The sequence below is a fragment of the Archangium lansingense genome (assembly GCF_026626635.1).
In the GTDB taxonomy this organism is placed as follows: Bacteria; Myxococcota; Myxococcia; order Myxococcales; family Myxococcaceae; genus Archangium; species Archangium lansingense.
In genome coordinates, this window is record NZ_JAPNKA010000002.1 from 34640 (window position 1) to 57260 (window position 22621).

General features: G+C 67.1%; 19 protein-coding genes. 14 read left to right on the top strand and 5 right to left on the bottom strand.

From position 1 onward, the window contains the following. Positions 1-65: 65 nt before the first annotated feature. The 10 genes from OV287_RS55980 (at position 66) to OV287_RS56025 (ending at position 9223) form a co-directional block, all read left to right on the top strand. The gene (locus OV287_RS55980; RefSeq protein ID WP_267542652.1) at positions 66-506 is read left to right on the top strand and encodes a hypothetical protein; all 441 of its coding nucleotides are present in this window, start codon (positions 66-68) and stop codon (positions 504-506) included. Between the two features lie 41 nt (positions 507-547). Beyond that, entirely contained in the window at positions 548-3826 is a 3279-nt protein-coding gene (locus OV287_RS55985) for a hypothetical protein (RefSeq protein WP_267542653.1), read from the top strand. A gap of 62 nt (positions 3827-3888) precedes the next feature. Beyond that, on the top strand, positions 3889-4515 hold the full coding sequence (locus OV287_RS55990) for a hypothetical protein (RefSeq protein ID WP_267542654.1): 627 nt from the start codon (positions 3889-3891) through the stop codon (positions 4513-4515). 189 nt (positions 4516-4704) lie between these two features. Then, the gene (locus tag OV287_RS55995) at positions 4705-5880 is read left to right on the top strand and encodes a replication protein RepA (RefSeq protein ID WP_267542655.1); all 1176 of its coding nucleotides are present in this window, start codon (positions 4705-4707) and stop codon (positions 5878-5880) included. A 1077-nt stretch (positions 5881-6957) separates the two neighbouring features. Next, a complete protein-coding gene (locus OV287_RS56000; RefSeq protein WP_267542656.1) occupies positions 6958-7254 on the top strand; it encodes a hypothetical protein in 297 nt (98 codons plus the stop codon). 303 nt (positions 7255-7557) lie between these two features. Further along, a complete protein-coding gene (locus OV287_RS56005) occupies positions 7558-7863 on the top strand; it encodes a hypothetical protein (RefSeq protein WP_267542657.1) in 306 nt (101 codons plus the stop codon). Further along, positions 7860-8129 carry a hypothetical protein gene (locus OV287_RS56010; protein ID WP_267542658.1) on the top strand — a complete coding sequence of 90 codons (270 nt, stop codon included), beginning with the start codon at positions 7860-7862 and terminating at the stop codon, positions 8127-8129. The genes OV287_RS56005 and OV287_RS56010 overlap by 4 nt, the downstream gene beginning before the upstream one ends. Next, entirely contained in the window at positions 8126-8410 is a 285-nt protein-coding gene (locus OV287_RS56015; protein ID WP_267542659.1) for a hypothetical protein, read from the top strand. The genes OV287_RS56010 and OV287_RS56015 overlap by 4 nt, the downstream gene beginning before the upstream one ends. Before the next feature lie 8 nt (positions 8411-8418). Beyond that, positions 8419-8844, top strand: a complete 426-nt coding sequence (locus OV287_RS56020; protein WP_267542660.1) for a helix-turn-helix domain-containing protein — start codon at positions 8419-8421, stop codon at positions 8842-8844. Positions 8845-8947: 103 nt separating this feature from the next. Then, on the top strand, positions 8948-9223 hold the full coding sequence (locus OV287_RS56025) for a hypothetical protein (protein WP_267542661.1): 276 nt from the start codon (positions 8948-8950) through the stop codon (positions 9221-9223). A gap of 227 nt (positions 9224-9450) precedes the next feature. On the opposite strand, the gene OV287_RS56030 is transcribed toward OV287_RS56025, so the two are convergent. Next, the gene (locus OV287_RS56030; protein WP_267542308.1) at positions 9451-10641 is read right to left on the bottom strand and encodes an ISAzo13 family transposase; all 1191 of its coding nucleotides are present in this window, start codon (positions 10639-10641) and stop codon (positions 9451-9453) included. Between the two features lie 167 nt (positions 10642-10808). Between OV287_RS56030 and OV287_RS56035 the strand changes: the two genes are divergently transcribed. Beyond that, a complete protein-coding gene (locus OV287_RS56035) occupies positions 10809-11534 on the top strand; it encodes a hypothetical protein (protein ID WP_267542662.1) in 726 nt (241 codons plus the stop codon). A gap of 90 nt (positions 11535-11624) precedes the next feature. Here OV287_RS56035 and OV287_RS56040 read toward each other — a convergent pair whose 3' ends face one another. Further along, positions 11625-11876: a sortase family protein gene (locus OV287_RS56040; protein ID WP_267542663.1), complete on the bottom strand. Its 252-nt coding sequence runs from the start codon at positions 11874-11876 to the stop codon at positions 11625-11627. 313 nt (positions 11877-12189) lie between these two features. Here OV287_RS56040 and OV287_RS56045 point away from each other — a divergent pair, with 313 nt between their 5' ends. After that, positions 12190-13101 carry a tyrosine-type recombinase/integrase gene (locus OV287_RS56045; protein WP_267542664.1) on the top strand — a complete coding sequence of 304 codons (912 nt, stop codon included), beginning with the start codon at positions 12190-12192 and terminating at the stop codon, positions 13099-13101. Positions 13102-13801: 700 nt separating this feature from the next. Here the strand turns inward: OV287_RS56045 and OV287_RS56050 are convergent. From OV287_RS56050 to OV287_RS56060, 3 genes are all read right to left on the bottom strand, one after another. Then, positions 13802-14209 (bottom strand): hypothetical protein, encoded by a 408-nt coding sequence (locus tag OV287_RS56050; RefSeq protein ID WP_267542665.1) that lies wholly within the window; start codon positions 14207-14209, stop codon positions 13802-13804. Positions 14210-14561: 352 nt separating this feature from the next. Next, positions 14562-15347 (bottom strand): hypothetical protein, encoded by a 786-nt coding sequence (locus OV287_RS56055; protein ID WP_267542666.1) that lies wholly within the window; start codon positions 15345-15347, stop codon positions 14562-14564. Beyond that, positions 15344-19105, bottom strand: a complete 3762-nt coding sequence (locus OV287_RS56060) for a hypothetical protein (protein WP_267542667.1) — start codon at positions 19103-19105, stop codon at positions 15344-15346. The genes OV287_RS56055 and OV287_RS56060 overlap by 4 nt, the downstream gene beginning before the upstream one ends. Before the next feature lie 600 nt (positions 19106-19705). Here OV287_RS56060 and OV287_RS56065 point away from each other — a divergent pair. Next, a complete protein-coding gene (locus tag OV287_RS56065) occupies positions 19706-20533 on the top strand; it encodes a hypothetical protein (RefSeq protein ID WP_267542668.1) in 828 nt (275 codons plus the stop codon). A gap of 111 nt (positions 20534-20644) precedes the next feature. Beyond that, on the top strand, positions 20645-22111 hold the full coding sequence (locus tag OV287_RS56850; protein WP_506344835.1) for an HNH endonuclease: 1467 nt from the start codon (positions 20645-20647) through the stop codon (positions 22109-22111). Positions 22112-22621 lie beyond the last annotated feature (510 nt).

Sequence of the window (22621 nt, forward strand, 5' to 3'; positions counted from 1 at the left end):
GGCGCTTGTGTCAGAATCCCCCCGTGCCTGCGAAGAAGAAAAGCCCCTCCCCCGGGGGCGAGAAGATGAGTCGCAACTTCAAGCAGAAGACCGTGCGGGTCTACGCCGACGAGGCGCTCCTCATCGAGAAGCTCTGCGACGCCCTCTCCACGCCCGACACGAAGGTCGAGATGTCCACGCTCCTCGTGACGGCGGCCGTGGAGGAGGCCACGCTCCTGGGCTTCACCCCCGCCGTGCCGACTGGGGACCCAGCCGTCGCCACCCGCCCACCCGAGTGGAAGTACGACGCCCCGGAGCGCAAGGACGAAAGCTACGGGGAGCAGCTGTCCGTGACTGCCCACCCGCTGGAGCTGGCCGCCGTCGAGCAGGCCGCCGCCTGGGCCAACGTGAAGTTGCAGCGCTTCTTCATGGGCTCCGTCCTGCGCTTCGCCGCCAAGCGCAAGGCGGCCGACCCCAACAACCCCAAGCTCAAATCAATCAAGGTTCCACCGCGTTTCACCAAGTAGCCCGGGACACCTCGGGCTCTGCCCCGAGGTTTTCCCGCGCCATGCCGTCCCGCCGTACCGCGTCCCTCCTCCTCGCTGTCCTCCTCCTCGCGCTCTCGCCGGCCTGCTCCGGAGGGCGCCCCCCTCCCGAGGCCGACGGGACGGACGCGAGCACCGCCGGCGCCCTCTCCGGCGCCTCTCGCTTCTCCGGCTCCACCGTCACCGTCTACCGCGTCCTCCCGGCCGGCCAGCGCGGCGCCCAGGTGGCCCGCGGCACCACCGCGGAGGATGGCGCCTTCACCGTGCCTGTCGGCATCAGCGAGGGCCCCTTCCTGGTTGTCCTCACGGGCGGCTCCACCGTGGACGAGGCGACGGGCGCCACCGTGCAGCTCGGCAGCGACGAGCTGACGGCTCTCGTGCCCCGTTTCCAGGTGGGCACCCGGCTCGAGCGCCTCCTCCTCTCCCCCGTCAGCCACTTCGCCACGGGCCTCGCCCTTCGAGACGTACAGGCGGGCATGGCTGACGTGCTCACCGCCGACGAGAGCGCCTGGCGCCACCTCAACGCCCACTTCGGCGGCCTGGACTGGCGCACCACCCAGCCCACCGACGTGACGGCCACCACCTCCCCCCAGCTCGATGCCGCGGCGAGGGCTGGCCTCATTCTCGCGGGCCTCTCCCAGGAGGCCCTCACTCTCTCCAAGCAGACTGGACTCACCCCGGGCAGCACCGTCACCGGCCTCACCCTCACGGCGGCCCTCTACGAGGACCTGGTTGCGGACGGTGTCTTCGACGGCAAGGGCCTCGGCGGCCAGCGCCTCCTACTTCCCGCCGCTGGCGTCCTCACGCCCCACCATCTCGACGGCCAGGCCGTCCGCTTCAACCTCGCGGCCGCCGTCGGCTCCTTCCTCGCCAATGAGCGCAACACCCTGCGCATCACCACCGCCGACGTCCAGCCGCTCCTCACGGGTCTCAGCAGAAGCTCGAGCGCGAAGCTCTTCCGCGAGCCGGGCGTCGAATTCGATGCTGCCCCGCCGGTGGTGTCCGTCCGCATCTCGTACCAGGACAGCGCGGGTGAGTACGTCTTCGCGGCTTCCCCCGTCCGCCCTGCCGTCCGCGGCCGCATCATGCTGGAGGTGGACGCCCGGGACGAGGCGGGCGTCACCGCCCTTAGAGTGACGCAGCAGGGGGCGGAGTTGCTCCCCGCGCTCCGTGGCAACACCCCCACCCACTACCAGGGCACCTGGGACGCCTCCCTCGCCGCCGATGGCGAGCTCGTCTTCACGGTGGAAGCCACGGATGGCCGTGGCAACAAGGGCAGCACCCTCGTCCCCGTGCTCGTGGACAACACCCCGCCCGTCATCTCGCGCGTCCAGCCCGCCGCCTCCGTCTACGCCAACCAGGTGCGGATTGAGGTCTCCGCCGCCGACACCGGCAGCGGCGTGGCCTCCCTGGCGCCCACGGGCCTCCCGGGCTTCGTCGATGATGCTGACTCGCCCGCGGCGCTCGTCGGCCTGTGGACTGTCCCCACGCAGCTCGCCGACGGCCCGGTGCCCCTCACCCTCAAGGCCTGCGACGCCGTCTCCAACTGCTCCACCGAGGCCGTCACCTTCACCGTGGATCGCACCGCCCCCGCCGTCACGCTGGTGACTGCACCGCCGCGCTACACGGCTTCCGCAACCCTCAACTTCACCGTGGAGGCCTCCGACAGCGCCTCCTCGGTGACGGCTGTGCGTGCCTCGCGTGTCGGCGCCGCCGGCATCTCCAGCGCCACCGAGGTGCCGGGCTCGAACGGCCGCCGCTTCTCCTTCTCGGGCCTCGCGCTGCAGCCCGGCCTCAACACCTTCCAGGTGTGGGCCGAGGACGCGCTGCACTCCTCCCCTCCCTCTGAGCCCCTCGTCGTCACCGTCTCACGCGACAACTCCGGGCCCGTCCCCGGCCTCTCGCCCGTGGCCAGCTACCGCGACGAGAGCCTCATGGACGTGGAGCGCACCGCCAGCGGGCCGCCCAAGCTGCCCGTCGTCTACACCTGGCCCTCGTCCGTCTCGCGCGCCTCGGTGACTGGCAGCGTCTCCAAGGCCCTCACCCGCCTCTCCTGGGGCCCCACGACGCCCACCGGCGAGGAGCTGGAGGGCGCAAACCCTCAGAATGTCCCCTTCCTCTCCTACAGCGCCCCTCGCCAGCTGCCCGGGGTAGAGGCACCCATTACTGGCGCCTCCTACTCCATTCGCGTCTCCTGCCCGGGCTGCAGCTTCCCCGCGTACACGGGCAGCCTCATCCCCTCGCCGCGCAGCTCCGAGAGCCGCCCCACCTACCTCCTGCCCCTCACCCAGGAGACGGTGCCCGCCCTCACGCAGCTGCCCGCCGCGCCTGCCCAGCTCGCCATCACCGTCACCTTCACCGACGCCGTGGGCAACAGCGAGGCACTGACGCACTCGGTGGACTTCAACGTCCTCGCCCCTCCCGTGGTGGCCCTCAAGGACACCGCCTACCCCTCCCGGAAGGATCCCAACAGCGAGTACGTCTTCACCCTCGCCGGCGGCGCCTATGCCGGCATGTGGGGCGGAGGCTCTCCCGTCCGCATTGCCCGCTACGTCGTCCACAACCCCGCGCCCATCCCCGTCCGCGTGGCTGTCTCTGCCTCCGGCGACTGGACTCTCACCGAGCGCTCGCAGGAGGTAGTCGCGCCGCCCGTGGGTGACACCTTCCTCGCGGACGGCATCACCTTCAACCGCACCTACAGCTGGGCGACGCTCGCTGACGGGGCGCCCCCCGCCGGCGTGCCCTCCAGCCCCTACGCCATGAATCCCTGTGGCCCCGGGCTCAAGCCGCCCACTGCCCTGCACCTGGCTGGCTCCACCACCGCCTTCACCTGCCGCACCATGACGCCCCCCACCACGAGGGACCCGTCCTCCTCGGTGCAGGCGAGCGGTGGCCTTGCTCACGCCGTCTACCAGCCCGTCTCCGCCGGCTACGAAGCCTCGCCCGTGGCCTCCTCGGCCGACACCTACGAGATTCCCGCCCAGGGCCAGCTCGTCGTCTTCCTGGTGCGCCAGCGTGGCCCCGCCCGCGCCTTGCCCTACGCGGACCTCTCCACCGAGCGCGGCGCTCGCGTGCAGACGTGGAATTACGACTTCTGGCTCCCTACCTCCTCGCAGCCCAAGCGCTGCGGGTGGAATGGCTGGTGCCTGGAGGAGACGGCCTACCGCTACAGCACCGAGCTGCTCTCCGCGCAGCTCTACCTGCGCTCGAGCACACTGCGCATTTCCTCGGCGGCCCTGAGCGGGGGCGCCCGCCGCGTCGCCCTCGAGGACACCCTCTCCGGCCACACCCAGAACTACTGACACTCCACACCGGGCAGGAGGCTGCGCGCAACCCGCTGCCTCCTGCCCTTTGTCTGTCCGCCATGTCCCGAACCCTTCTCCTCCTTGCCCTCCTGCTGCTGCCCCTCTCCGCACGCGCGGACCGGGGCGAGCTCTATACCCTCCTCGAGCTTTCTCCCTCCGCCTCTCGCCTCACCGCCCCCTCCACCTCGGCCGCGCCCGCCTGGAAGCTGCTGCCCGCTGGCAAGGTGCTCGTCCTGCGCGGCCTCACGCACGAACTGCTCGTCGGCGGCGCCCTGGGCCTGACCTACGGCAAGGACCTCCTCTTCGAGAATGCCGCCCTGGAGCTCGCCGACGGCTCCCATCCCCGCGGTCGCCTCTACGAGGACCTCCTGGGCCTGTCCCTCGGCGCCGCCGCCGCCTACCGCTACGACACGGGCTACCCGGTGGCTCCCGTACTGCGCGCCGAGCTGGGCCTCGCTGGCCGCTTCTTCCACAACCGCACCTTCCTCCCCGCCAACACCACCGTGCAGCTCGCAGAACCGAGTCTCACGGAGTGGACTCCCTACAGCCATGTAGCGCTCGGCGCCGAGCTGCGGCTCGCCGATAAGTGGGTGGGAGCACTGGGCCTGGGCGCCACCAGGTACTTCCACGGCCGCGTACCCTGGCAGGTAGACGCGTTCCTAGTGATCGGCCGAATCTGGTGGTAACGATCCACCCAAGACGACAAAAGCAGAGCGGGGGGCTCGAAGGGCGGAGCCACCTCGAAACAGCCCGAGGCCCCCCACACGGAGCGCCGAGGGTCTTCCCGACAGCGGCACCTGTCGGGTATTGAGCGCATGTAATTACATGCGGTTTCGGGGTCCCCGTCATACTGCATGATGCTGGTTGGGGTAGCCATGCACACGACGCTGGACGAGCCGAAGACTGTAGCGACCATCGCCGCGGAGGCCCCGGCCTCCTCGCCGCTCGGGCAGCTCTCCCTGCAGATGGACACACCCGCGGCGCCGCCGGCCGCGGCGAAGCCCTCGCCGCCAGCAGCTCCCAAGCCGCGTATTTCCAAGCGCACTCGCAACGCCGGCGCCAAGGTTGTTGATGCCGTCGAGGCCCGCCGCGATGAGAAGCAAACCCTCGCCTTCACCCCCGAGGACTTCATCCGCTTCGGCCTGCCGTACAAAAGGCACCCCGGTATCGAGTACCAGCGCCGAAACGGTGGACTCCGCTACCGCATTCTCGCCGCCCCCGAGTTTGGCATCCCCTTTGGCCAGGACCGGTTGCTGCCAATCTGGCTCGCCACCGCCTACACCATCGTCGGCAAGCCGGAGGACGGCGTTATCCGCTTCCAATGCGTGAAGGACATCCTTCGCGCATTCGGACTCGGCACGGGCGGCTCCAAGCATGCCGCTCTCTCGGCCAGTATCGACAGGCTGATGCACGCCACCCTCTTCGTCTACGACGAACGCCAGCCGACCAGCGTTCCCGACGCTGAGCGCAAGGCCATCCGCCGCTACAATCTCATCGACGCCTACGTGCTCTGGGGCGACAAGAGCTCGAAGCAGCCGAACCAGCACACGCTCTGGCAGAACGAAATCACCCTCTCGCGCTCCTTCGCAGCCGCTCTTCGCGAGAAGATGATGCCTCTGGACTTGAATACCGTGCGAGCGCTCAAGGACAAGCCCATGGCGCTCGACTTGTACGTCTGGCAGGCCCATCGCTCCTGGGAACTGCACCAGCAGGGGCGCGACTCCGTGGGCGTCCCCGTCTTCGGAGAGAGGGGCCTCCTCGCCCAACTCGGCTCGAGGGCTGCCTCCGACAAGAAGGCCCGGGAGTTGCTGCGCGCGAACCAGAAGCTCGTACAAGCCGTTTGGCGGGGCTGCCCCAACCACCTCACCAAGGACGGCAATCGTCTCGTCCTCCGGCCATCTGAGCCCGTCAAGGATGCGCGCTTGGCGCTGCCTGGTGTCTCCACACGTCCCCCCGTCCCGAGGAACCTCGAGCTGCTGAAGTTGGACGAGGCCGCGGCTCCGCGTCGCGTCGCGCGTCGCAAGCCTGCTGACGAGGAGCCCGAGGCGTAGGACACGGCCACAACAGCCGCCCTCTGCTACTCGCCCCTGTCCGGTGGTGGATCTGCCGTGCCCGGCACCGGCGCGACTGAGCCTCGTACGTCCGCGGCTGTCCGAAGAAGCTCATGCCATAGCATGAGCCGCTGGATGCCCCACCGCCCTACCAGTCAGGTCCACCATTTACATCTAAGGACCATGGCGGGCTGTCAAGCGGGGTTCCCGATCGCAGGGCGCCGGATTTACACCTTAACAGCCCCCCAAAACCGGCCCCGGCATGAGCATGTGTATACATGCTCGAAAAAATGGGCATGGCACAACATGCTCTCCGCCTTGTGGATAACCTGGGGACTCGCTTAAGGAGTGCTGAGAAATCAGGTGCTTGTGCGATCGACTTTCTCACCGGAGCTGCGTCATTCTTGGGGCGCTTTCTTCCCTCTAAAGCTGCGTCACTCTCGGGGCAGAAGCTGCGTCGATCTCCGGGCTGAGCTGCGTCATTCTTGGGGCGGGGTTTGCCGAATTCCCCAGCAACATCATGGGCTTCCGCGATCCGCCTAGACGCCCCTTCCTAGACGCAGCTCCAGGACCCAAAATCCCTCGACGTGGGCCCTGTGGAAAACTCGCGGTGATCGCGTGGATCACCCGGCACCAGCCCGACCCGATCTGAGCGGTGGGCGCCTAACGGCGCCACTATCCGGGCCCTCCCGGGCCCTCAAGCCCCAAGGCTATCCGCGCCGGACTGGAGCTCCAGTTCTCCGCTCCTCTTCTGCACGGCGCCAAGCACCTCAGCGCTCCGAACCACCACTGTGCACTGGGGGCAACCGGCGGGGGCGAGTGGCGGGCGACCCTCCCCTGCGCCAGCTCCGGCGCGTGGGCGTCACGGCCGCCCCCCGCATTAGGGGGACTACTGCTGGAGTCCGGCGCCCAGGCTCCGCTGCAACCACCTGGTGATCGCCCTGGATCACCGACTCCACTCCGAGTGCTACCGCACCCGCCGAACGAGACCCGGAATTCCTGAGCGCACGTGATTACGTGCGCGCACGTGTTTACATGCGATAGCATGTGATTACGTGCGCAATCCAGGAGCCCGCAGTGCCTCCCCTTCCTGCCTCGCCTCTCGAAGACTCCTCCAGCCTCCTGCTGCTCGGCCCGGCTCGTCTTCCTGGTCCCGTGCTCTCCCTCGAGGCAGCTCTCCTCACGCCGACTGAGGTGCGCCTACTCGCCCACCACGCGGCCGCCTCCGCCATCCTTCAGGCCGACCTGATGGGCTCGCCCCTCCTGGATTTGCTCACCGGGCCCGCCCGTGAGCAGGTCCGCACGTACCTGGGGGAGCTCGCCCGAGCCCTCGCCTCGACGCGCCTTTCTCCGGAGGGCCCCTCGCGTGGGTAGACAGCGCGGGCCCAGGTGCCGCAACTGCGAGGATCGCACCCGGTATGACCGGCAGATCGCCCGCGACCTTCGCCGCGTCGTTGCGCAGCAGCGCACCACCTTCCGCGCGCTCCTGGCTGACGAGCCCTTCCCGACCGAGGAGGACCGAAGCACCGCGGTGGATGCCGTGGCCCTGGAGGGCGTGGAGCGCCTCCTGCTCCGGCTCGCCTACGAGCTGCGTGGCCTCTGCCCTCTCTGCGCCTACCTCCTCGAACAACGTGACCTCAACCGCCGACTGGCTCTCAACGAGCTGCCCTCCGAACCATGCTTACCCCCCTGCACTCTGCCTACTGCCTCGTCGGACTTCTCCTCTGCCTCTCAGGTGACGTCGCCCTCGGCCTGCTCACCCTCGGAGGGCTCGCCGGGTGCATCGCCTTCGACAGCTGGTGGCGGCGCCCGCCCTTCCACGTCCTCGCAGTCCTCGCCGCCCCTGTCGGAGCCCAGGCCCGCTACGCCGTAGAGAGCACGGTGGCCGACCTGGCACACCGCCACGGCCTCAGCTACGAGCAGCTGGGCTACCTCCTCGAGGACCTGGGCCGGACACTGCGCTCCTCGGAGGCCGAGCGATGATGCTGCCCACCTCCTTCCTCGGCCACCTGCTGCTCTACATGGACGCCCACGCCGAGCTGCTGCGCGCCAACCGCTGCATGCGGCTCTGCCGCGACGAGTGGCTGACCGCCGCTCGCTGCGACGGGCCTCACAGTCTGCCAGCGCGTGCCGCGCTCGCGGACCTCCAGGAGGCCCAGGAGGCTCGAGAGCGAGCCCTCTTCTCGGCGGCGGCAGCGGCCCTCGCTCTGCCCGGGTTGCCCTCTTTCACCGTGGGCGCCCGCGCATGAGGAAACCTCCTGAGTTGTCTCCGTACTTCGCTCCGCTCCTCGCTGACTTCTCCCAGGGCCTCGTCCAGTTCAGCCGCGCGTCCGTGCGCGAGCACATGAGCATCGCTGCCTGGATGGATGCCATGGAACAGGAGGGCTACGAGTCAGCTGCAGAGGCGGCCGCCCGTGCCGCCTGGGGCCAGGCTTACGAGGCTCGGGCAGAAGCGGGGCACGTCCTGATGGAGCGCGCACAGATTCTCCTCCTCCTCACCAACCTCAACCCGTCACCCGCCAGCGCCTGAGCCCCTCCATGAATCGCCGTGTCCCTGCCGTCAACCTCAAGCGCCTGGCGCCCCGCATCGGGGCCGCCTGCCGTGCTGCCCGCCAGAAGCTTCAGCTCACCCAGGAGGACGTTGCCGAGCGCGTTGGCCTCGCCACCGAAGTGTACGGGCGCCTCGAGCGCGGGAATATGACCCCGAGCGTGCCGACGCTCCGCAAGCTCTGCCTGTCCCTGAATCTCTCCGCGGATGTGGCCCTCGCCCTCGATGACACGGCCGAGCTGCCTCCCCGCCCTATGCTTGAGGAGGAGCAGTCCGCGGACGTGCGCCGACTGCTGCGCCGCGCCCGCGAGCTGCCGCCCGACAGACTGAAAATCCTCCTCCAGCTAGCCAACGTCTTCGCCAAGGACGCGGGTGCTCGCACCGAGCAGCCCCGTGCCGCCGAGGACGCCGCCTGAGCACCGAGGACGGAGCCCCACCCTGCACCTGCCCGCGGCGCACTTTCGGCCTCGGGCTCCGAAAGAAGAGTTACCGGCACTCACGCCGGCGAGGAGACTCACAATGACGACACCGAAGTGGTTGGAACCGGCCGCCGCTCGCAGTTCCCAGGAGACCTGGACGCTAGGCCACGTGCTGCTGCAGTACCGAACCAAGAGGAACCTCACCGAGGAGGACCTTGCCCGCGAGCTAGAGACCAGCGTGGACACGCTCCGCTACCTCTGCCTCTGCCGCCGCCCGGAGGGGCCCGAGCTCGCGCAGCAGCTCGCCACCATCACCGAACGCTTCCCCGTCCCTGCTGAGAAGCTCGAGGCGATTCTCCGGGAGATTGCTGGCTGAGCCGTCGCGGGTGGGTGCCCTTGGCACTCCCCCGCTGGCGGGGGAGGGACGGTCAACCAATGGCGAGCGGAACCGGACGGCTCAAGGCTGCCCAACGGGCACCGCGCAAGCGGCCCTCGGGCCTTGAACCGGCTGGGGCCGGTCGGCATGGAGCAGTCCCTCCTCTTCGCTTTTCGCCTTCCGATTCACCCATGAGAGGGTAAGGGGCTGTCGCAAAATAAGTGTAATTATTTCACCAGCTGAGCGCTCGCTTGCCGTCTCGGAGAGAGCGAGTAGTTCCATTCCCCGTGAAACCGCTTCTTTCGGATGTTCAGTTGCCCAAAGTCCGCTGCGCTGACGCGAACGCCAAGGGGGTACTCCCTCGTATCCAGGGCAGCCCGAACACACAGTCCCGTGCGTGTCGTGGTGCTGCCGATGAGATTGATGACAACTTGATAGCTCGTTAGCGGTCGGCCTCGCCAGTTGAGCGTGATCTGGGCAAAGAGTCGATGCTCGATCTTGTTCCATTTGCTCGTGCCCGGAGGGTAATGGCTGACGGAGACCTTCAACCCCGTGGCATCTGCAAATTCTTGCAGGCACTTCTTCCATACCCGCGACCGTGCCGAGTTCGAACCCCCAGCATCCGCTACCACCAGAAGCTCTCTTGCATGAGGATATGCATGCCTGCCCATCGTGAGCCACCAACGCCGAAGCGACTGGACTGCGAACTCAGGAGTGTCATGGTCCGTCCCAACGTTGACCCAGCCCTCGTCACGGGCCAAGTCATACACTCCATAGGGAATCGCTTTGCCCTCAGCCATATCCGGAAAATCGTAGGCGTTGACTCTGGGCGCTTGGCCTTGGAGCTGCCACTCCCGACCCGGGGTCTTGAAGTTTCCAATCAACTCCTTCTTCTTCGAGTCGACGGACACCACTGGTTGTCGGCGCCGCTGAAAGGCCTTCGCTTGTCGAGCGATGTAACGAAACTGTGCATTCCTATCTGGATGGCTGCCTCCCTCTTCCTCCTTACGCGGAGCCTGCAAGCTATACCCCGCTTCGTGCAGCATCCGCGCGACGGTGTCGCTACTCACCTCATGCCCTCGCTCTCTCAACTCCGACGCAAGGTGCCTCACGCTCTTCGTCGTCCATTGAAGCGGCGATTGCGGTTCGCCGCGCGTCACCGGCTCGAGCAGCGCCTGGAGGTCACCCAGCAACCTCGCGTCCTTTGCGCTCAGGCGCCTTCTTCCTCCTCCTGGCCGACGCACTCGCGACGTTGAAGCCCTTGAAGGCGGTTGCCGCCGAAGCTCCGCCAGCTCTTTCTTGCCCTTCCAGATGCGACGACCACTGATCCCCGTTGCCCGCTGGAGCGCTGCGGTTCCTCCGCGTCCAAGGCTTTCCACTTCAGCCGCAGCCCACAGGCGGCTGACCCTCTCGTCCATGATGGGGGCCAGGGCCTTGAACTTGGCGCGCAAGGCTTCGAGATCTACTTTCACGCATACAACATGCCCACGAAATGCCTCTTACGCAGCGACCAGCCCCATGGCTGCCTGCCTGGTGGGCTCATTATCACTTTCATTACACTTATTTTGCGACAGCCCCTAAGCACATGAAGCTCCACTCCTATGCCCGTGCCCGTGCGGCCTACACCGAGGCGGAAGAGATCCTCGTCCGCACGGAGGTGCCCGAAGCACTCTGGCCCCAGCATCAGCTCCGGCGGATCCTCGCCGAGCTGCTCGAGGACGCGGCCGCGGTGGACCGCGCGGCCGACTTGCTGTGGGGGACGTTGAAGGCGGGACGCATGGCCGAGCACTCCGGGGTGCGATTCCTCCTCGCGCAGGACGGCCGCCTCCTGCTCGAGAACGCCTCCCGCGCCCACGGCTCGCCCGAGGCGGCCACCCCCTCGTGCATTGCCTGTGGCGGCCTTACCGGGGACATCCTCTGTGAGGCTTGCGTGGACCTGCACCGTCCTGCCGGCTCGCCCGAGGAGCGCGCCCACCGCGAGCGCGTCCGCGCCTACCTCGCCAAGGAGACCGGAGCCAGCACCGAGCCCACGTGGGCCTTCCTCCTCAACGTGGTGGCCTCACACCGCCCTGACCTGGCGCAGCTGCTCTCCCGTGCCACGCCGCTTCGCCTACACCGCTCCGGGTACTTCTGCGCCACGGCCGACTCGGACGAGACGTGTCAGGCCCTCATGCGCGCCTCGCGCGAGGTGGAGTTGCTGCTCGTCGAGCACCGCGTCCCGGCCCTCGGCTACCGCATGGGGGTTGGCTGGGAGCCCGGCGTAGGGAAGCCGGTGCCCCTGCTCACCTGCGACATCCTCCACCTCCCGTGAGGCGTACCGGAGCATGGAGGAACCAAGCCGATTCAACCTCCTGAAGCACTGAGGTCTCAGGCGGCCTGGCTCAATCATTCTCCGGCCCCCTCACGGCTTCATGATGTAGTGCCTCTTGGTACCGACGTCCTTCTCCTTGCCGGTCCTCGTGGAGAAGAGCCGCACCTTGTCCTGCCAGTATCCGGCGGCCAGTTCCCAATTAACGGCAACTCCGCCTCGAACCACGGCCGTGACGTACGTCTCGAAGGTAAACTGGCCGTTGGGCAGGGGTCGCACCCGTACCCGATCTCCAACCTTCAGACCCTTCAGCCAGGAGAGATGCTCACAATCTCCAAGTGTCATTCACCACCTCCCCGACCCCAGCCCCTGGCTGGGAATCGAGTTAAAGGCCCCGCCTCGCGGCTCAGGCCTACGACGCTTCATTGCGTCCTCAATGGGGAGAAGGGGCGGGCGCGGTGCCGCTGCTGACGAGGACAAGTCGTGACGCGAAAAGGCCCAATGGGCGGTGATATGTCCTACATTAGAGCCAACCGCCTACACGGACAGCCAATGTGCGTGCGGGCTCGGCGCCACGCGCGATAATGGCGATTATCGTGCGTCGCTGCCTCCCAAACGGGGCCTAGCCCGCCTCCCTGCCCCGTGCTATCGCGCAACCATGACGCACGATAACGGCGCTCGCACTCTGTTATCCGCCGACGACTTGGTGGAGCAGTACCGGCTGGATCTGGAGAGGCAGCGCAAGCCCGCCCACACGGTGCGGGCCTACCTCGGCGACGTCCGCGCCTTCCTCGGGCACTTCGAGCGCGAGGGCGGCTCGCACTTCCCTGGCGGCGTGCGGACGGCCGACGTGCGCGGCTACCTGTCGGCTTTGAAGCGGGCCGAGGCCAAGCCCGCCACCATCCACCGCCGTCGGGCGGGGCTCGCCAGCTTCTTCCGGTGGGCCGTCGCCGCGCAGCACTGCCGCGAGTCCCCAGTGGCGGGCCTGGAGCTCCACCGCCTCGCCCCCCTGGAGCAGCCCCTCCGCCGGGCCCTGGACGTGCGCGACAAGCGCCGCTTCCTCCGCACCGTGCAGGAGCATGGCACCCTGCGCGACAGGGCCGTCTGCGAGCTGCTCGTCGCCACCGCCATCCGCGAGGACGAGCTCGTGCACGTGAAGCTCGAGGACCTGGAGTTGGGCGAGCGCCGCGGCTGGGTGAAGGTGAATGGCAAGGGCTCGCGCCAGCGCACCCTCCCCCTCCACCGCGACGTGCGCCGCGTCCTCACCACCTGGCTCGCCGCGCGCCCCGCCCTGGGCGACTACCTCTTCCCAGGCCGCTACGGGGATGCGCTCAACACCAGTTCCATCCGCCGCCTCGTTGACAAGTACGAGCGCCTCTCCGGTGTCGCCGGCGTCAGCCCCCACGTCCTGCGCCACACCACCCTCACCGAGTTGGTGCGCCGCAAGAAGCACGACATTGCACTCGTCGCCGCCGTGGCGGGCCACGCGAAGCTCGCCACCACGGCCATCTACGTGCAGCCCAACATGCAGGACCTTGAGGCCGCCGTGGACTCCCTCATGGAGGACTGAACCCCCGGCCGCGCTTGCTTCCTCCTGTTGGCGGCGCACTTCGGCCGGATGGGACGCGCGCACTCAGCCTCGCTGTGACATCTCCGGTTGGGCTGGCGAGCACGACCGCGGCAGGCACGTCGCCTGCATCATCCGCCACCATGACGACACGAACGGAGCAGGAGGCTCTCGCGGCTTGACTGGCGAGAGCGGAGGCGGAGTTGCAGCAGGCGCAACGCGGGCTGAACAGCAGTCTGGCGGCCCGGTCCAAATTTCCGCGCTTCCTCGTGAACGCCAACACCCGGGCGGAGCACCAGGCAGCGGAGGCTGTGGCGCGCGCGGCGCTTCTTGATGCGCCGGTGGTGCTTATGCCCTCGGTCGCGCCCGCCCCCTTGCCGTAGCGCTATGAAGAGCCCGGGCGCCATCTCCAACGCCGCACGCAGGTTCTCGACTGTCGTGTCCATGTTCTCGACGACGGTGGCGGTGTGCCAAGTCACCTCGCCTGAGCCCTCGGGCGACTCACACGCCACCTCGACGGTGACCCGCGCGAAGCGACCCGGCCAAGAGTGCTGCCGCAGCGTAAGCATCCGGTCCAGCCCAGGGTGCCGTCTATAACGTGGCTACCCTGCCACGCTTCGTGATGGCCGACACCCTGGGCTGGACCGAATGCTTACGGTAACACTGCAGAGGGCAATGCCGCCTTTGTGCGTGAAACTCAGCGCTATGTCTCGCAGTCGCCCGTGCTGCGCATTGGCGAGGAGCGGCGCACTGTGCCAACGATGAAAAGCACCACGCTGCTGGCATTAAGCAGCAACGATAGGATGGCGGTGAGCGCTGAAGCGTTCATCGAGAGAGTGAAGCCCTCTACGAGCACTGTCGCTCTCTGCTCAGGAGGGGATGAGGTTGCGGACCAATACGTCAGCAGCAAGCCGATGCTGCTCCCCACAATGCCGATGACTGTGAGCGCGAATGCGACCACCGGGCCCCTCGCCGCACGCATCCACCAGATACCTTCGCCTTGGCGGTGGCTGACCCAGTTGCCCCATGCCTGCAGTGCGAGCGTGAGCAGGGTTTGGAAGGCCAGAGGGATGAGAAGTGAAGTAACCACCAGCCCTACAGAGTGACTCATTCAGGAGGGCCTACCGAAAAATTCCCCCTTGCACAACCTGGCCTTGATGCGCGGTGGGCTCACCGCACCTCCCCCCGTCCACACGGGGCGCGGCGAGCTGTCACGAGAATCTAGTGCCCTCGCTCTGGCGCCGCCCTCATCGGGGAGGAGCAGTCCATCCCGAAACTGCCGTGGAGCACGGACTGAGTAGAAGCCCTGCGGCCTCGGCCCGCTGTCGGCTCGGGCGGGAAATCGCTCTGAATCCACCGGGTGGTCCTCTGGCCCTCGGTGATTCCGGTGGAAGTGGCTCACCCTGACCTCGGTGGCGACATGGTGGGGCATGGGACCCTCAACGAGGTCATCCCAGCACCTGTCATTCATTCCGAAACCACTCTGCCGGTATGCCCAACGCCGCGAGGATCCGCTCGGGCGAGGACTCGCCACTGACCTCGTTGGCAACCGGATAGGGCGGAAACTCTTCGGGCGGCCGTGCGAACTGCTCGATGCCCTCCCCTCCTTTCATCTTGGTCACAACAAATTTGTCTAGGCTTGGGGAGGCGCTCACAGCATACACAGTCGCAAGAGGGAGTCGTTCCGAAATGGTGATGTCAGCGAACCCTATATTGCCTGTGCCACTAGAAATGAGGAGCCCTCGCGGGGTGTTCTCGAAGCGATAGTGCCCCGGAGGAAACGGATCGTCGGCCTCCACCAGCACGCGGTGCGCCTCCTCCGCCCGGACTCCTTCTATCAACGCGACCGTCCGCAGCGGCTTCCTCCAGGGGGAGTCCGAAGTCTTCTCGCTTTCTGGCAGCGGACACCCGAGGGACTTCGCCAGAGAGTCCGGGTCCCTGTCCTCCAGGACATCTAGTGCACCGTTTCGCCACGACATGACGGTCCACGGGTCGTTGGCGCGCTCAATCGAGTACACGGGTTCATCACATTCGAGCGACAGGGCCTCGGCGATCTGCATCTCGGCGCCGATGTCAATGGGGTCCGTCCCCACGATGGCATGGTAGCGACCACTGCCCGCGATGAACTCGAAGGGCAGCTCTTCTCCGTCCTCTTCATCCCAGTCCGGCATCGCGATGGCCAGGGCGCGGCTCTCCAGCCGTGCGGGCTCGCCGGGAGCCAGGACCGCCCAGAGTGGCCACCGACTCATGGCGCACCTCCGGACAGATCCTCTGGTAGCCGGAGGGCCCCGCGCCATTGTTTCGTCGTCTCCAAAATCTTCGCCTCCTCTATCTGTATGAGCGGCGTGCCTCGTGCGTTATCGTTGAGGAATCTGAGCAGCTTAGCCTTGGTCGGCCCGCTCAGCTTGTCTGTACTGACCAGAAACGGCGGCCCTCGAGGTGCCTTCGCTGCGTCCGTGAGTTGGTCGAGCAGGCGTTGGAGTTGCCGTACGAGCGCCTCCTGTTGTTCGTTGAGCCTGGCGCCGCCCTCTCTGGCCAACCAAGTATCAAGTGCCTTGCGCCACCGGTTTTCGTTCCACCCCTTCACTTCCACCCCATGTTGAAGCTTCGGCCCCATCATGGCCGTCAGCACCTCGTCGATGATGTGCCCTCCTCCCATTTTTACCTGCCGCCCAGTTAACTGGAATCCCGGGAAGAGCTTACGCGCGTTGTCCTCTGTCAGCATCTCCGTCGCGAGGCCTCGGAGTTGCTCACGCACCCTCCGCTGTAGCTTCAAATTCCCCGGTTCCGCCGCTGCGCGCTGGAAGTCTTTCCAGGGCGTCATCTTGTTCCTGCCCATGGCATTGAGATCCTTCAGGGTCAGCGATGTGGATCGCAGCCAACTCAGGTCCACCTTGTTCCGGCAGGCCTTCCTCGCCAGTGTAGCCACTGCCTCGGCTTCCAGCTCCGGGTGACTGACGAGCCAATCGGCCTCCTTCAGGAAGGCAAGCGGGTCCTTCAGGCTCCGTGCTCCTGAGTACCGCAGCAATTCCGCGAGCGCCGGCTTCACCGCACCGCGCGTGGAGGCGCGCAGCTTGTCCACTGCGGCGAGGTAGGCCTGGGCCTTGTCGGCCGGCAGCGCCGCCGCACGCCGTGCCACCGCACCGTAGGCACGCGCCATCTCCTGGCTCTCCGCCGCCAGCAGCTTCAACGCTTCCAGCGTCTTCTCGGCCTCCTGGGCCGCAAGCCCCGCGCCGCGAATGCCACCGAGGGCCCGTGCGGCGGCGATTTCCCCGCGTATGGCGAAGAAGGTCTGCTTGAAAGCCTCGGCGCCGCCAGGAAAGGGAAACCGCAGTCCGTCCGGTGTCGCAAGGGCCTTGCCCTCGGCGAGCATCCGCTCCAACGTCTTGGCCAGGGCCTGTATGGACTCCACGGACTCGCGCAGTCCCGCAGAGGCCCGGGCGCCGGACTGACTCAGCAGCAGCCCACCCCGGTACGCCAGTTCGCGCCAGATGCCCGAGTTGATGAGCTTGGACACGTCCCGCGCGGCCAGCGCGAGCAGTGCCAGGTCATGCACCGCGAGGAAGTACCGTCCCTCCGCCGTCCGCGACAGCTCTGCGCGGTAGGTGTCTACCACCGCCAGAGTCGTCAGCAGGGCCGTGCGGCCCACGAACTGACGTACCGCCGTCCTTTGCGCCGCGGCGAGGGCGCCTCCTTCTGCGGCGGTAGCCGGCACAACTGGCAGCAGCGGTGCCTTCGTCAATGCATACAGGGCGCGGTAAAACGTGCGCATCTCGATGATGCGGATTACCGCCGCCCAGATAAGCGCTTTATCTGGCAGGGAGGCGTGCAGGGCCAACTCCATGGCCGTCATGAGTTGGGTGCGCGGCTGTGGCCCGTGGACTTCCACGCGCACCCACTCCAGCGGGTGAAAGGCGCGGCTACGTGTGCCCGCTTCCGTCGAAGAGCCGTAGCGGGCCTGGAAGTCGTGCTTCACCGGCTCGAAGTACAGGGCCATGCGCCGGGAGGCCCCTGGTGCCTCCTGGGGCAGCGCGGGCTCTGCTTCCAAGCTCACTCCCTTCTTCACGTCCCACGCCTCCGTTGCCACCAGCTTCGTGGGCACCAGCCCGGAGGACACGTTCACCAGGTATGCCGTCCCGCCTTCGTGCCCCAGCTCGAAGGTGGGCAGGTCGTCGAGCGAGCCGAGCACCAGTGGAAACGAGGCCAGCGCTTTCTGGGTAAAGGCCTGCCCCAGCAGCACCTTGTGCGGCGCGTTGCTGCCGAGCAGCTTGTCCAACGCTTCGCCCGAGGTGAGCCTGCGCTCCAGGGTGGGAAACTCCTCGGCGGGCATGGACAGCACCAACCGCCCGAGCAACTGGGCAGCGTCCTCCTCGAGAGCGTCGGAGGTGAGCGCTGAGCTGTTGAGGACGGTGTCGAAGATGCCCAGGCGCTCTTCCCGGGTGAGGAGGGAGAGCACGTCGTAGTCCAGCCCGTGGAGGGGCTCGGGCGCGTCCGGTGTGGCCCTGGCCAGGGCGGCAGTGAGAATCGCCCGCCGCAGGGCCGCCAGCTCGCCCGTGCCGCTTCCCACTCCCAGCCGCCAATCGTCCGGGCGGATGAAGACTGTCCCGGGGTAGTACCAGAAGAAGTCACCCGCGGGGTACTCCAGCGGTTCGGGGGCCCCCGCCGCGAGGCGGAAGTCAGCGCTGTAGCCACGCCAGCGCTCATCCTCCCCGGGGATGATGACGCGCGGGCCTCTGAGTGGAAGGTTGCGGAGCCGGATCTCCGCACGCTCCTGGGAGCGCTCTTCGGTGAGCAACTCCTGGAGGTAAACTTGAACGCTGGAGCCGTCCGGGAAGTAGAAGCGCCCCACCACGTCTCCAGGTGAGAGGACGGGTGAGCCATCCGTGACGGTGTAGCTCGTCGTCCAGCGCTGGGAGCGCAGGGCGATGGCCTTCTGCAGGGGCTCGGAGGACTCTCCGAGGAAGTGCCAGTCCTGGGCGAGCGTGTCTCCCAGCAGCCCGCGTGGCTTCGCCTCCCGCCAGGGCGCCAGTGTCTGGAGGTAGCTGTCGAAATAACTTTGGCCGGAGCCGTCTGGAATCTCCGAGCGCTGAGACCAGCGCAGGCCGCGCTCCACGAGCGCTTCGGCCCCGGGCCTGTCAAGGGACTCCGCCGAGAGCTGCGCGCGGCTCCATGTGCTATCCGCTTTCAGTCGCTCGTCCAGGGCGCCGCGCACCTGCGCGAGGAGCTCGGGCCGCAAGGCGGGTGGATGGCGCACGCGCACACACTGGCGTGGCTCGCCTTCCGCGTTGGGGGGCGCCGGGCGGGGCTCGAAGTCGAAGGCGCCCACCGCGGCCGCCTCCCCGAAGAGTCGCGAGGCGAGCTCCTCCCGAGAGGCGTACGCGGGAACCCAGAGCAACTCCGGACGCTCTGGGTCCACCTGGACGGGGAGCGGAGCCTGCTGGGGTGAGAGGAAGGCCAGCGCGCTGTCCGCCTCGTCCTCCGGCGTGCCCTCTTGCTCCGTCTCAACCAGCTCGTCCTCGAGCCACTCTGGCGGAATGTCCTCCATGGGGGGGAGGCGCCAGGTGCGCTCCAGGGCAGGCGTGTCTTTGTGGCCCCAATCATAGGTGAGGGTGAGCACCCCTCCGGCGCCCACTCCCTCCGGGACGTCCACCTCCACCTCTTCCCGGCCCGGCTCGGGACTCACCAGCCGGGGCAGCGGCGCGGGCGGGTAGCCCCTGCGTGGCTCCACCCGCAGCCGCGTGCCCTCGCCCCAGAGGAGCTCGCCAGCGGCGACAACCTCATCGCCTGCCTCCACCACGAGGGTGCCGGGATCCATAACCCGGAGGGAGAGCACGTCCCCCTTCCAATCTTCCACGCGGGGGCTAGGGGCTTTGGCTCGCGCATGCGCTTCGGCCGAGAGCGTCACCTGCTCTCGTCTCAGCTCTTCGCCGGACGCGCTGGTGCTGGCGACGAGGCAGCTTGCGAGCAGGAGGGCCTGGAGGCTCTTTGCATGGGCGGCTTCACGCACGTTCCCACCCCTGTGCTGTTTCGGCCACCTCCCACGCCTCCGCCGCGCACGCCGCCTGCTGACCGAGGACAAGTAGCGCCAGCGCACTGGCCTCCCGCCTCGGCCAGCCTCGCCGCAGTGCTGGCCGTGGCGCTCCTCGTGTCACCGCGCCCGCCCCCACCTCAGAACCGCGGTGCTTCTCCATGTGTCGCGCCTTTCCCCCAGGTGAAACAACCCTGAAGGATAGGATGCGGGCCGCCCAACCAGACAGGGGGGGAAGGTGCTCACGCGGGGACGGGAGATGACTCGCCCCTCTTGACGGCGCCCGCTCCGCACGCTTGCGGCGTAGCCTGTGGAGGGAGCCACCCTGCCAGACGCTTAGTTCAGAGCGCATGCAATTACGTGCGCTTTGGCCTTGCTCTCCTCTGCATGACAACTCAGAAACCGGTAGTCCTCTTTACCTACGCCCACTTGGAGGAGAGCGCCGACTCGGCCGCTCCTTCTACACCGACCCCGCCCACTTACCGCCCTGGGGAGCTGCTGCCCGATCCCCGCCACGAGCTCCACTTGGAGGCCGAGGGCGTCGAATTCGGACCCGGGGAGGAGGTGCGCTACCCACCTGTGCCCGAGCGTATCCGCCTGCTCACCGCCTGCGCGAAGGAGGGCCCGAGCCAGATGGCGGAACGTTGCCTCGCGCACCTGGCGGCGCTCGACCGGCCCACCGCAGTGGAGATCGCCCGCGCGTGGAGCACCATGGAGCTGCCGGACGGCGCCCAGTCGATTGTTGCCGCCCTGCTCAACTTCCCCGCCGCCGGCGCGCTCGAGACCTTCCTGGACAGCCTCGGGCTAACGGACCAACTCCACCTGGACTTGGCTGAGCACGAGGAGCGCCCGGCGACGCTGCAGGAGGTCCTGCTCCACCGAGGGCGGGCCCACCTCTTCTCCCTCAAGCGTCGCCAACACAGCGTCCGCCACGATGTGCTCATGCGCGAGCTCGCCTCCCTCGCCAGCGGTGCCCTTGACGGACTCCACCTGGAGCAGATGCCCCCGGCCGAGGAGCAGCTCGATGACGAGGACGTGGAGGGGGGCCTCGTCGGTGAGCAGGAGGACGAAGACGACTTCCGCGAATACGCAGCCGCCGAGCAGCTCGTCGCCCGTAGCGGTAGCAAACGCTACGAGGCGCCTGCGAAGGACGACGTGTCCGTCGATGAGGATGACGACTACATCGACGCCTACGCGCTCCTCGACTTCCTCAACGCCCTGGCCCAGGACAGGGGCCGCGGCGAGCGCTGGGTGCTCTTCGACACGGACGGAGAGGCCTGCGTCGTCGTGGCGGGCCCTGCCGCTGCCCTGGAGGCTCTCCAGGCCCGAGGCCTAATACCGGAGACCTCTCCCAAACGACTCGCCTCGCTGGCGGCGCGGTTTGGGCGCGAGCCCTCCGGAGCCTAGCCAGCTACTTGAAGGTGACGTTCTCCACGACGAACTCCCGGCTACGGGCCGAAAGGTTGCCCAATGAGCGCGAAACACCGTCCAGATCGCATCGCACTACTCAGTCGGTTCATGGTGAAAACCTACTGTGACCCCACGACTCGCTGCTGGGAGTGGACCGGCGCGAGCAACCAGACGACCGGCTACGGCTCAATCCACGTCGGAGAGAAGAATGTTACCGCTCACCGGCTCGCGATCATTCTATTCCGTCGCCGGCACCTCCGGCCGGGCGAAGTCGTGCGGCACCAGTGCAACAATCGCAGTTGCGTAAATCCGGATCATCTTCTGGTTGGGTCACATGCCGACAATATGCGCGACATGGCGTTGGCCGGGCGAACCCGAGCGCGCCTGTCCTCTCGACAAGTTCAAGAGCTCCGGGTCCGCCGCGCACAAGGAGAATCCGTCGTCAGCCTCGCTGCTCATTTTGGTCTGAGCCCCGGGGCTGCCAGTCAGATTGCAACCGGGCGAACGTACAAGCACGCTCCCGGACCGCTCACCCAGGCGAAGTTCAGCGCTTCTGGGCCACTACAAGACGATGATGGTCGCCGCGCATACATAAAAAGGCAAACCGCTGTTGACGCAGCCACCAGGTGCTGGGTCTGGCAGGGGCCCACATCTCCGTCTGGCTATGGCCGCTACGGCGACGAGGCTGCCCACCGAGTGAGCTTCCGGCTCTTCAAAGGACCCGCTTCGCCTGGGATGCACGTCCACCACATTTGCCGCAATCGAATGTGTGTCAACCCCGACCACCTTCGAACAGTGTCTCCACGGGAAAACCTCGCCTACAGAGTCCTCCCGCGCGGAGAGCGACATCACGGCGCCAAGCTTTCAGATGCGCAGGTGCGAGAAATCCGAGAGCGGTACGTTTTCGGCCGCGAAAGCGGCGTTGCCCTTGGGAAAGAGTTCGGTGTGAACTCGCCGGCGATTACTGCCTTGGTCCGAGGCGTCAGGCGGCTGGAGGCTGGCGGCCCAACGCTTCAACACACCCTCCCCAAGTGGACCAATCGAAGCCTGCGCGACGGGGATGCTCTCGCCATTAGGACTCGGTACGCGTCCGGCCAAGCCTCGATGGGTGAGCTTGCGAAGCAGTTCAGGACGACAGCCTCGGTCATTCAGAACATCGTCGACGGCAAGACCTACTTGTGGGCCGGCGGCCCTCGTGTTCCGCGTCCTGAGCGGAAGTGGCTCCGGATGCCCAGGGCGACGATTGTAGAGATGCGCGAGAGGGCTCACGCGAATCCACTGCTCACGCTTGAGCGACTCGGAGAGGAGTACTCTGTGTGTGTCGCAACTGTAATTAAGATCCTGCGGCATGACACGTACAAGGAAGCAGGAGGGCCGCGCGTCATCCGTTCCGCGCAGAGTCGTGGTCGCCCTAACCTTCTTCTACGTCGCCTCTCCGACTCCGACGCGAGAGCAATCCGTGCCGCATACGCACCCGGCCGTGTTTCCATGGCAGCGCTTGGGGCACGGTACGGAGTTACCCACAAGGCGGTGGCGGCGCTGCTTGCTGGGAAGACCTACCGCTCCATCACTTGAAGGTGGCGTTCTCCAGGACGAGTTCGCGGCCGCGTCCCCTCAGTTTGGGCGTGTATGCGCCCGGCACTGCCTGCATCTGGAGTGAGCGCCCGCACCACAGCCAGAGCCTCAACCGAATTGGAAACCAGCGTAGCCTCCTTCTTCTGGTCTGTCGCCCCCGCTGCTCACCACCTTGCCAGGCCTCCCCTCCCCCACAGTGGGCTCCTCGAGAAGCGCCCCGTCCTCGTCCCGCCCGCGAGGACCCCCCGGGCAGGCGGCCCAACTCGTCCGCCTTCAACATGTCCCCTCTTCGCCTTCTGTTCCATTCAACATCATACAAACCCACAACTCTTGAAGACGAAAATAAAACACGAATTTCCGGAAAGTATTTACGAGTGCGAAAGCACAGAGGAATATTGGCCGACCACCTGCGCCTGTCGTGCAGGTGATTCTGAGGAGAACTTTGTCATGCTCCGACTCCCTGTAGTGGCGGTGGGTTTGATGATGGCAGCGCTGTCCAGTCATTCAAAC